Origin of the sequence: Saccharothrix sp. ST-888 (assembly GCF_000955975.1) — a bacterium.
GTDB lineage: Bacteria > Actinomycetota > Actinomycetes > Streptomycetales > Streptomycetaceae > Kitasatospora.
The window spans coordinates 1-10379 of record NZ_JYJF01000156.1; the positions used below are offsets into that span (position 1 = coordinate 1).

General features: G+C 73.6%; 8 protein-coding genes and 1 pseudogene. 4 read left to right on the forward strand and 5 right to left on the reverse strand.

The window, feature by feature from the left end; all coding sequences use genetic code 11:
• From UK12_RS30380 to hisC, 3 genes and pseudogenes are all read right to left on the reverse strand, one after another.
• Positions 1–215, reverse strand: a pseudogene (locus tag UK12_RS30380) (hypothetical protein); the annotation flags it as partial.
• The gene (locus tag UK12_RS30385) at positions 212–1648 is read right to left on the reverse strand and encodes an efflux RND transporter periplasmic adaptor subunit (RefSeq protein WP_045306424.1); all 1437 of its coding nucleotides are present in this window, start codon (positions 1646–1648) and stop codon (positions 212–214) included. The pseudogene UK12_RS30380 and the gene UK12_RS30385, both read right to left, overlap by 4 nt.
• Before the next feature lie 392 nt (positions 1649–2040).
• Complete coding sequence (gene hisC / locus UK12_RS30390) at positions 2041–3120, reverse strand: histidinol-phosphate transaminase (protein WP_045306425.1); 1080 nt, start codon at positions 3118–3120, stop codon at positions 2041–2043.
• 372 nt (positions 3121–3492) lie between these two features.
• Between hisC and UK12_RS30395 the strand changes: the two genes are divergently transcribed.
• The 4 genes from UK12_RS30395 to UK12_RS30410 all read left to right on the forward strand — a co-directional run bounded on the left by UK12_RS30395 (position 3493) and on the right by UK12_RS30410 (position 7896).
• Positions 3493–4650, forward strand: coding sequence for a LacI family DNA-binding transcriptional regulator (locus UK12_RS30395; protein WP_045306426.1), 1158 nt, complete (start codon positions 3493–3495; stop codon positions 4648–4650).
• 158 nt (positions 4651–4808) lie between these two features.
• Positions 4809–5966, forward strand: a complete 1158-nt coding sequence (locus tag UK12_RS30400; protein WP_082120078.1) for a metallophosphoesterase — start codon at positions 4809–4811, stop codon at positions 5964–5966.
• A 248-nt stretch (positions 5967–6214) separates the two neighbouring features.
• Positions 6215–7222 carry a hypothetical protein gene (locus UK12_RS30405; protein ID WP_156179022.1) on the forward strand — a complete coding sequence of 336 codons (1008 nt, stop codon included), beginning with the start codon at positions 6215–6217 and terminating at the stop codon, positions 7220–7222.
• A gap of 53 nt (positions 7223–7275) precedes the next feature.
• Entirely contained in the window at positions 7276–7896 is a 621-nt protein-coding gene (locus UK12_RS30410; RefSeq protein WP_045306428.1) for a DJ-1/PfpI family protein, read from the forward strand.
• A gap of 161 nt (positions 7897–8057) precedes the next feature.
• Here the strand turns inward: UK12_RS30410 and UK12_RS30415 are convergent, their stop codons facing one another.
• Complete coding sequence (locus UK12_RS30415) at positions 8058–9734, reverse strand: DUF885 domain-containing protein (protein WP_045306429.1); 1677 nt, start codon at positions 9732–9734, stop codon at positions 8058–8060.
• Positions 9735–9957: 223 nt separating this feature from the next.
• Positions 9958–10379, reverse strand: a 422-nt coding sequence (locus UK12_RS30420) for a TSUP family transporter (protein WP_045306431.1), incomplete at its 5' end; no start/stop codon positions are given.

Consider the following 10379-nt stretch of genomic DNA (forward strand, 5'->3'; position numbering starts at 1 on the left):
GAACTGCCCATCACCGCGACGTAGTCGCCCTGCTCGATGTCGAGGCTGACGCCCTGCGGTTCACCGGTGCCGGGCGCGAGCGGGCCGCGCAGGGCGTGCACGGTCGCGTCGCCGTGGCCGTACGCCTTGAGCAGGTGGCGGATCTGGATGACCGGCGGCTGCTGGGCGGCCCGTTGACGGGTCGCCCACTGCTCCGCCGTCTGGCGGTGCCTCATCCGCGACCGCCTCCGCCGCCGCCGTTGCCGCCGCGGCCACCGCCGCCGCCACCGAAGCCGCCGCCGCCACCGCCGCCGCCACCGAAGCCGCCGCCGCCACCGCCGAAGCCGCCGCCTGCGCCGCCGCCCAGGCCGGGGAAGGAGCCGCTGGGGAAGCCGTTGCCGGTGCCCGCGGTGGTCGCGGTGAGCTGGAGGCGCTCGCCCTCGGTCAGTCCGGAGACCACCTGCACCGTGGAGTCGCCCTCGACACCGACCGTGACGTCGACCCGCTCGGTGCTGCCGTCGTCGTGCACCACGGTCGCGGTCCGGCTGGTGCCGGTGCCCGAGAGCGCGGCGGTCGGGACGGAGAGCGCGTTGTCGGCCTCGCCGGTGACCACCGAGATGGTGGCGCTGAGACCGGTCCGCAGCGAGCTGGTGTCGCCGTCGATCTGCAGCACCGCGCCGTACTGGACCGCGCCGGAGGAGCCGCTGCCGCCGCTGCCCGAGCCGGTCGGCAGCGAACTCACCGACAGCACGGTCGCCTTGAGCTGGGTGTCGGACTGCGCGTTCAGGGTGACGGTGGCCGCCTGGCCCTTCTTCAGCTTCAGCGAGTCGAGCTCCGAGAACGCGGCGCTGACCTGCATCCCGGTCGGGTTGGTCAGCACGATGAAGCCGCTCGGCGTGCTTCCCGCGCTCGAACCCGACGAGGCCCCGCCGGACTTGCTGCTGCCGGAGCCGGAGCCCGACGCACCGCCGGAGCCGGTGGAGGAGCCCCCGCTGCCCGACACGGTGTCGCCGGCCTTGCCGCCGACGGAGGCGACCGTGCCGTCCACCGAGGCGATCAGACTGGTACCGGCGAGCGCCGCCTTGGCGTTGGTGACCCCGGCCTCGGCCGTGGTCAGCTGCTGCTCGGCCTGGGCGACCTGGGCGGGGTCCACCTTGGTGGTGGTGACCGTGGTGGTCTTGGGTGCGGCGGACGCGCCGCCGCGACCGCCGCTGCTGCCGGTGCCGCCGGTGCCGCCGGTGCCGCCGGTGCTGGACGGAACCTGGGAGGTGGTGGTCTCGCCCGCCTGCGCCTTGGTGAGGTTCGCCTGGGCGGCGGTCAGGGCGGACTCGGCCGCGGTGACCTGCTGGAGGGACTGCGTGGTGTCGACGGTGGCGAGCAGCTGGCCCTTCTTCACCGTGTCACCGACCGCCACCTTGACCGCGGTCACCTTGCCGCCGGTGACGAAGTCCTGCCCGGCGTCGGTGGGCGAGGAGAGCGTGCCGGAACCGGATACCGTGGCCAGCACGGTGCCCTTGGCCACCGTTGTGGTCCGGGTCTGCGCCCGGCCTGCGGCCGAGCTGGTGCCGCTGTCCAGGGTGGCGTACGCCAGTGCGACGCCGCCCAGCAGGACCACGGCGAGCGCGGAGTTGACGAGGACGGCACCACGCCGTCGCGGGAGGACCTTCATGGGCTCAGGGTGGCGTGGTGCTCTTGCCAAGTCCTGGGCCCGGGCTGGGAGCGAGCTGATGCCAGCAATCCGGACAATCCGCCGCACACCGGGTTCCCGGCGGCCGAAGCGCTACCTCCCGCTGGACAGCTGTTGATCGAGCTCCCAGGATTTTCCCAGCGTTTCCGATCCCCTTTCTGATCCGGCCTCTGATCCGTTCTCCGGCCCGCTCGGCCCGGCGGCGCCGGCGGTGCGGGCGGCGCCGGCGGTACGGGCGGTGCCGGCGGTACGGGCGGTGCGGGCGGTGCGGGCGGTAAGGACGGACAACCGCGCGTCGGCACGCCCGCCCGGAACGCCGCAGGGGCACGGCGCGAGGTGCGCGCCGTGCCCCTGGGCGGTCGACCGCCGGAAGGTCAGAGCTCCTTGCGGAAGGCGGCGGCGGTGGCGAGGAAGATGCTGTTGGCCTCGGTCTCGCCGATGGTGACCCGGACACCGTCGCCCTGGAACGGGCGGACCACGATGCCCGCCTCGGCGCAGGCGGCGGCGAAGTCCAGGCTGCGGTCGCCCAGCCGCAGCCAGACGAAGTTGGCCTGCGAGTCCTCGACCGTCCAGCCCTGCTCGGCCAGGCCCGCGGCGACCCGGGCCCGCTCCTGGACCAGCGCCTCGACGCGGGCCAGCAGTTCGTCCTCGGCGCGCAGCGAGGCGACGGCCGCGTCCTGGGCGATCTGGCTGACGCCGAACGGCACGGCGGTCTTGCGCAGCGCGGTGGCCACCGGCTCGTGCGCGATGGCGAAGCCGACCCGCAGGCCCGCCAGGCCGTAGGCCTTGGAGAAGGTGCGCAGCACACAGACGTTGGGGCGGTCGCGGTAGAGGTCGATGCCGTTGGGCACCTGCTCGTCGCGGATGAACTCGATGTACGCCTCGTCCAGCACGACCAGGATGTCGCCGGGGACGGCGTCCAGGAAGCGCTCCAGCTCGGCCCGGCGGATCGCCACGCCGGTGGGGTTGTTGGGGTTGCAGACGAAGATCAGCCGGGTCCGGTCGGTGATCGCGGCGAGCATCGCGTCCAGGTCGTGCGCCTCGTCGGCGGTGAGCGGGACGGCGACCGGGGTGGCCCCGGCGACCTGGGTGATGATCGGATACGCCTCGAAGGAGCGCCAGGCGAACATGACCTCGTCGCCGGGCCCGGCGGTGGAGAGCACCAGGGACTGCGCGACGCTGACCGAGCCGGTGCCGGTGGCGACGTGCTCGGCGGGCACGCCGAAGCGGGTGGCCAGCTCGTTGGTGAGCTCGGTGACGGCCATGTCGGGGTAGCGGTTGAGGGTGCCCGCCGCGGCGACGGCGGCCTGCAGCACACCCGGCAGCGGCTCGTAGGGGTTCTCGTTGGAGGACAGCTTGTACGAGTCGGCGCCGGCGGGCTTACCGGGCTTGTAGGTCGGAATGGCGTCCAGGGTCGGCTTCAGCCGGGGCCCCTGCGCTGCCGTCTCGCTCACGGTGCTCTCCTTCTGCTCATGCTGATCATGCGGCCGGTGCGCGCTGCTCGTGCCGTCGTCCTGCTGCCGATACCCGGCGCGCCGCGGGGTCGCCGCGAGGCACCGGGCCTTCGTACGCACCCGTTCCGCCCCGGTCGGGTGCCTTGAACGATACCGATCGCGCTCACCCGTAGGAGTGAGATGCCCGGCCGGGTCAGGGGCGCAGATCAGCCATTCTGCAGGGTTCCGATGGCACATGTCAGAGGTAAGAGGCCCGAATTGAGGCCGGTATCCAAGGGGACCACCGGGGAAGATTCATGGAGAAACGGCACTTCTCGGCCAAGGTACGCCCCGGTCACAGGGAGCCGCGATGCGCCATACGATCGGTCCGCCATGACAGCAGCAGCCAATCAGAGCGGTCGGCGACCCACCACCTCGCGGCGTCTGGAGCGGGCCGGCATCCGGGATGTGGCAGCAGCCGCCGGAGTGTCGATCACCACTGTCTCGGACGCCCTCAACGGTAAGGGCCGCCTGCCCGACGAGACCAGAAGCCGAGTGCGCGAGGTCGCCGAGCGCCTCGGCTACCGCCCGTCCGCAGCCGCCAGGACCCTGCGCACCGGCCGGTCAGGCCTGATCGGGCTGACCGTCACCACCTACGGCGAGGAACCCTTCACCTTCACCGAGTTCGCCTACTTCGCCGAGATGGCGCGGGCGGCCACCAGTGCGGCGCTCGGCCGCGGTTACGCCCTGGTGGTGCTGCCCGCCTCCTCCCGGCACGACGTCTGGAGCAACATCGCCCTGGACGGCACCGTGGTGATCGACCCGCCCGACCAGGACCCGCTGGTCAGCGAGCTCTACCGGTCCGGGGTGCCGGTGGTCAGCGACGGCAAACCCGGCAACTGCCCGGTCACCGCCTGGGTCGACAACGACCACGAGGCCGCCGTGCTGGGCATCCTCGACCACCTCTCCGAGGCCGGCGCCCGCCGGATCGGCCTGCTCACCGGGACCAGCACCGACACCTACACCCGGCTCTCCACCGAGGCGTACCTCGGCTGGTGCGGTCGGGTCGGCCAGGAGCCGGTCTACGAGACCTACCCCGCCCACGACCCGGCCGCCGGCGCCGTCGCCGCCGACCGGCTGCTCGCCCGCCCCGACCGCCCCGACGCGGTGTACGGCCTCTTCGACCCCAACGGGACCGACCTGCTCGCCGCCGCCCGCCGGTACGGCCTGCGGGTGCCCGACGACCTGCTGCTGGTGTGCTGCAGCGAGAGCGACGTCTACGCGGGCACCGAACCGCCCATCACGACCCTCTCACTCAAGCCGCGCCGGATCGGCACCACCGTGGTCAACCTGCTGATCGACGCCATCGAGGGAGTCGACTCCGGCACCGGCGTGGACATCGCCCGGCTCTTCCCGCCGCGCTTCCGCACCGCCGGGACGGGCCCGCCGCCGGGCACCCTGATGCCCACCGAGCTGATCGTCCGGGCCTCTTCGCAGCGCCGCAGCCCCCGGACCACCATCAACGCACCCCGCCCGCCGGGCGAGGTCTAGACCACCACAGGGTGGGACAAACCGGGGCGGATACCGCCTCGGCGGGGTCGCCCCAGGGGCCGTTCGGGCCCGCTCGGGGCCACCCGGGGAGACTCTCCGGACGATTGGATACCGACCAGGTGAGGACGCCGGGAGAGTGGTCTTCCTATGATGGGCGAATGACACCCGAGGACCGCTTCCCCGGGCCTGAACTGCCCGACTCAGGCCCCCACCACCCCCAGGACCTCGACGTGCTCCCGTACGGCTCCTACTACGAGCCTCCCGAGCCGCCGCCCGGGTACGGATACGACTCCACGTACAGCGGCTACGGCGGCGCCCGCTTCCTCGAACAGCACTGGCCGACGCTCAGTCACCCGGACGACCGGACAGTCCAGATGGTCCACCGCGAGCAGCCGCCCGCAGCCGTCCAGCACGAGGACCCGCCGACCATCGAGCTGGGCCCGCCGCTCACCCCGCCGCTCCCCGAAGAGGTCCACTTCCCGTACCCGCAGCCCACGCCCGGCGAGGCCCCCGGCCCGCTCTACGTGGTCGGCGACGTGCACGGCTACCTCGACGAACTCCGCGCCGCACTGCACCAGCAGGGCCTGATCGACGCGGACGGCCACTGGTCCGCCGGCCGCTCCCGGCTCTGGTTCCTCGGCGACTTCACCGACCGCGGCCCCGACGGCATCGGCGTCATCGACCTGGTCATGCAGCTCGCCGCCGAGGCCGCCGCCGCCGGCGGCTACTGCCGGGCCCTGATGGGCAATCACGAACTCCTCTTCCTGGGCGCCGCCCGATACGGCGACGAGCCCGTCCAGTCCACCGCGGGCACCGCCTCCTTCCTCGCCGCCTGGCGGCTCAACGGCGGCCAGCAGCAGGACCTGGAACGCCTGGAGACCCACCACATCAGCTGGCTCTCCCGGCTCCCCGCCATCGCCCTGGAGGACGACCACCTGCTGCTGCACTCCGACACCACCGCCTACCTGGAGTACGGCGAGTCGATCGCCGAGGTCAACGACGCGGTGCACCACCTGCTCGCCGACGAGGGCGCCGACGAGTGGTGGGACTGCTTCCGCCGCTTCACCAAGCGGTTCGCCTTCCGCGGCCAGGCCGGGCCGACCGCCGTGCACGAGCTGCTCGGCGCGTACGGCGGCCGGCGCGTGGTGCACGGGCACAGCCCGATCCCGTACCTCACCGGCTCCACGCACGCCGAGGAGGGCGTACCGCCGCACGTCCCCGGCCCGTACATCTACGCGGACGAGCTGGCCATCGCGATGGACGGCGGCGTCACCATGGAGGGCCGCCTGCTGGTCGCCCGGCTGCCGCTGAACTGACGGCACATCAAGCTCCGGTGCCCGGCCCGACACAGGCGGCCGGGCACCCGCGCACGGGCCCGCAGCCCCGGGCTGAACAGCTGTCCGATACCACAAGGGCGCTGGTGCCACTGAAAATCCGGAAACCGACTGTCAGTCGCTCGGTGCTCACCCCTACCATCGATGCACCACGCCGGGCCGGGCCCGATGCCCGACGGTGCACCGGCATGGACCAGTTCACCTCCGTGATCCAGCGGAACGGGGTACCCATGACCACCACCCCACATCTGCTCGCCGAGGACCGCCCGGACTTCGAGCGCATCCTCGACGAAGCACTGCGCGACGGCTCGATACTCGCCGCCCTCGCCGAGCCCGGCCCGCACCTCACCACGGCCCAGCTCCGCACCAAGGCCCTGCTCGCCGCCGACACCGTCGCGGCGACCGCGGCGGCGGACTACCGGCACTACACCGAGCTGCGCACCGCCCTGCTGCTCCGGTCCGCGCCGCCCGCCTCCCCGGCCGGTCCCGGCGCTCACCCCGCCGCCGCGTCGGGCGGTCCACGTCCGGCCGGGCGGGGGGCCCGCTCCGGACCGGGAGCTTCCGACCAGGGCGTCGGACTGCTGCCCGCTCTCACCGTGCTGGCCCCGATCCTGGCCTGGTCGGCGGCGGCCGTCCTGCTGCTGCTCGGCTACACCCTGCGCGCCACCAGCCCCGAACTCGCTCTCGGGCGGGCCGTGGTGACCGCCGGGTGGGCGGCCCTGGCGGTCGGGGTCGCCACCCTGGTGGTCGGCGCCGTCGGGCTGCTGCTCACCGCGCTGCGCGACGGCGCCGCGCCGCCGCCGGAGGCCCGCGCGAAGCCGGGCCCCGGGCCGGCCGACACCACACAGCCGGACATCGCCGGTGCGCCGGACCCGAACCGCCCCGGCCCGGTGGACGATCCCGGGCTGCTGGACGACCTCGCCGAGGCCCGCCTCGCCTGGCACACCGCGCTGCGCGAGCGCGCCCTGCTCCCCTACCTGCACGCCAACCTGCACTCCGAGCCCGCGCTCCCGCCGCAGCCGACCGGCCGGCCCAACCCACCGGAGCTGCTCAGCCCCGGCTACACCAGCGCGACCTTCGCCAGCCCCGGCTACACCAGCGCGACCTTCACCAGTCCCGGCTTCACCAGCCCCGGCGGCGAGAACCTGACCGACCCCGAAGGCCGTACCCCGCGCACCGCCGAGTTCAGCAGTCCCGGCTACAGCCCGCCGGGCTTCACCGGCCCGGACGAGGTCTGATTCCGCTCCGCCACAGCGGATCTGACGCTGCGTCCGCCGCCTATCCTGGCCGCATGGACATCGTGATCCCGCTCTTCGACCGGTTCGAACCCCTCGACGCCATGGGTCCGTACGAGATCCTCGCCCATGTGCCGGGCGCCACCGTACGGTTCGTCGCACCCGAGCCCGGCCGGGTCACCGACACCCTCGGCGCCCTGACCGTGGACGTCGGCACCGGGTACGCCGAGGTCGAGCAGTGCGACGTGCTGCTGGTACCCGGCGGCCGCGGCACCCGGGAGCTGGTCAAGGACCAGGACTTCGTCGCCTGGGTGCGCCGGATCCACGACGGGACCGCCTTCACCGCCTCGGTCTGCACCGGCGCGCTGCTGCTCGGCGCGGCCGGACTGCTCGACGGCCTCACGGCGACCACCCACTGGGCCGCTACCGCCGAGCTGGAGGCGTACGGCGCCCGGTACACCCCCGAGCGGGTCGTCCGGCACGACCGGATCATCACCTCCGCCGGGGTCTCCTCCGGCATCGACATGGCCCTCGGCCTCGCCGCGCTGCTCACCGACGACGTCACCGCGCAGGCGATCCAGCTCTACACCGAGTACGACCCGACGCCGCCGTTCGACTCCGGCTCGGTCGCCAAGTCCTCCCCCGAGGTCCGGGAGCAGGCCCGCACACTCGGCTGACCAGGGCCGGGACCAGGGCCCGGGAGCCCTGCTCGGCCCGGACCGGACCGGTGCCGGAGCGCCGTCCCCGGAGTCGGGGGCTCTTCGGGGACGGCGCTCCGGCGGTACCGGTCGGGTGCGGCGGGCCGGGCTCCTACGGCGCCTGCGGCTGCCTGCCGCGCTTACAGCGCCGCGAGCTCGGCGGCCAGGTCGTCGAGGCCGCAGGAGCCCTGGGAGAGGGCCTTCATGTGCCAGGCCTTGAGGTCGAAGGCGGCACCCTGGCGGCGCTTCGCGGCCTCGCGGCCCTGCAGCCAGGCGCGTTCGCCGAGCTTGTAGCTGATGGCCTGGCCGGGCCAGCCGAGGTAGCGGTCGATCTCACCGGTCCGGCGTTCGACCGAGCTGCCGTGGTGGAGGGCCATGAACTCGTTCGCCAGGGCCGGGGTCCACCGCTCGCCCGGGTGGAACCCCGAGTCGGCGGGGATGGCGAGTTCGAGGTGCATGCCGATGTCGATGATCACGCGGATGATCCGCAGCATCTGCTTGTCGAGGTACCCGAGCCGGCGGGCCGGATCGGCCAGGAAGCCGAGCTCGTCCATCAGGCGCTCGGCGTACAGGGCCCAGCCCTCGGTGTTGGCGCTGACGCTGCCGAGGGTGACCTGGTAGCGGCTGAGCCGGTCGGCGACCGCGACCCACTGGGCGAGCTGGAGGTGGTGTCCGGGAACGCCCTCGTGGTACCAGGTGCTGACGATCTCCCAGGTCGGGAAGGTGTCCTTGCCCAGGGTCGGCAGGTAGGTCCGCCCGGGACGGCTGAAGTCGAGGCTGGGCCGGGAGTAGTACGGCGCGACGGAGCTGCCGGCGGGCGCGATCCGCGACTCGACCCGGCGCAGCGGCCCCGAGATGTCGAAGTGGACCCCGTCCAGGGCGGCTATCGCCTCGTCCATGATCTGCTGGAGCCAGCGGCGGATCTCCTCCTCGCCCTTGATCGAGTGGCCGTGCTCGTCCAGGTGGTGCATGGTCTCCCGGGCGGTGGCACCGGGCAGGATGCGGCCGGCCTCGGCCTGCATCTCGGCGACGTTCCGGTGGAACTCCTCCCAGGCCCAGGCGTACGCCTCGGCCACGTCGACGTCGGCACCGGTGGAGAACCGGGCGGACCGCAGGTAGCGCTCGCGGCCGACCGCGTCCGGGACGTCGGCGACGGCGGGCAGGTAGCTGCCGTGCAGCCAGTCGCGGAACTCGCCCACGGCGGCACTCGCCCCGGCGGCGGCCGCGTCCAGCTCCGGGCGCAGCCGTTCGGCGCCGGTCGAGACGAAGTCGGCGAACCAGCTGGCGCCGCCGGTGGCCCGGCCGGTCCAGGCGTCGAGCTGGCGGAGCACCCCCTCGGTCTGTCGCGGGGCGGAGAGCAGCCCGCGCGCGATCCCCTCGGTGAGGGTGGTCCGGTAGCCGTCGATCGCGTCCGGGAGGTTGCGCAGCCGGCCCGCCACCGCCGCCCAGTGCTCCTCGGTGTCGGTCGGCATCAGGGTGAAGATGGACCGCAGCCGGTGGACGGGTGCGTTGAGGCTGCGCAGCGCGCGGAAGTGGTCGCCGGCGTCGTGCACGGCGAGTTCGGCGGTGAGCCGCTCGCGCAGCAGCCGGGCGCAGGCCTGCTCGGCGGGGTCCGTCGGGGCGGGTGCGGCATCCAGGGTGGCGAGGGTGCGGTGCGCGATCTCGGCGAGGGCCTCGAAGCCTTCCGGCGACAGGTCGGGCTGCCGCTGGTCACCCGGATGCAGCCCGAACGCCGTCGAGGTCATCGGGTCCTGCGCGGCTACCTGCTCCACGTGGTCGTCGGCGATACGGCGTGGTGTGATCAGGTCATCTGACATGTCATCATCCTGTCGCACGGGCACTCGGCCCGTCAGCACCCCGGCCGATTCCCCGGCTCACCCGGGAGCCCGCCCGCCGTTCCGTGCGCCGCTACCCGCCTCCGGCGGCGCCCGCGCTCGGTGCCCGCCGTCCCGGCGCGGGTCGGTCGACGCCCGTTCTCGGCTACCCCGGCGGCAGTTGCCGCTGGAGCGCGAGCTGGGGCCGTCGTTCGCAAGAGTGGCCCTAGAGTCCCCACAGGCCCTTGCCCAGTGCGGTCAGCCCGTCGGCGAGGGCGAGCAGCAGTACGGTGCGCCGGGCCCGCTGCTCCGGGACCCGGTCCGCGAGTGCCCTTCCGACGACCGCGCCCGCGGTGATGCCCGCCGCGACCAGCAGCCAGGCCGGTCCGGTGAGCCGCGGCACGCCCTTGGCGGCGATGGAGAAGGCGTTCACCAGCACCCCGTAGAACTGCGCATTGGGTACGAACTCCCGTGTCGTCCAGCCCGCGTTCACCGCGTACAGGGACACCGCCGGGCCGCCGACCCCGGCGGAGGAGTTCATGAACCCGCTCACGGCACCTGCCGCGAACGCCCCTCGGACACCCTGCAGGGCGGGCGCCCGGGCGCCGCTCATCACCAGCAGCACGGCGCCGCTCACCAGCGTCCCCA

Coding starts and splice junctions, on each gene's coding strand:
- UK12_RS30395 (WP_045306426.1), top strand. CDS start 3,493: ATGACAGCAGCAGCCAATCAGAGCGGTCGGCGACCCACCACCTCGCGG.
- UK12_RS30405 (WP_156179022.1), top strand. CDS start 6,215: ATGACCACCACCCCACATCTGCTCGCCGAGGACCGCCCGGACTTCGAG.
- UK12_RS30400 (WP_082120078.1), top strand. CDS start 4,809: ATGACACCCGAGGACCGCTTCCCCGGGCCTGAACTGCCCGACTCAGGC.
- UK12_RS30410 (WP_045306428.1), top strand. CDS start 7,276: ATGGACATCGTGATCCCGCTCTTCGACCGGTTCGAACCCCTCGACGCC.
- UK12_RS30415 (WP_045306429.1), bottom strand. CDS start 9,734: ATGTCAGATGACCTGATCACACCACGCCGTATCGCCGACGACCACGTG.
- UK12_RS30385 (WP_045306424.1), bottom strand. CDS start 1,648: ATGAAGGTCCTCCCGCGACGGCGTGGTGCCGTCCTCGTCAACTCCGCG.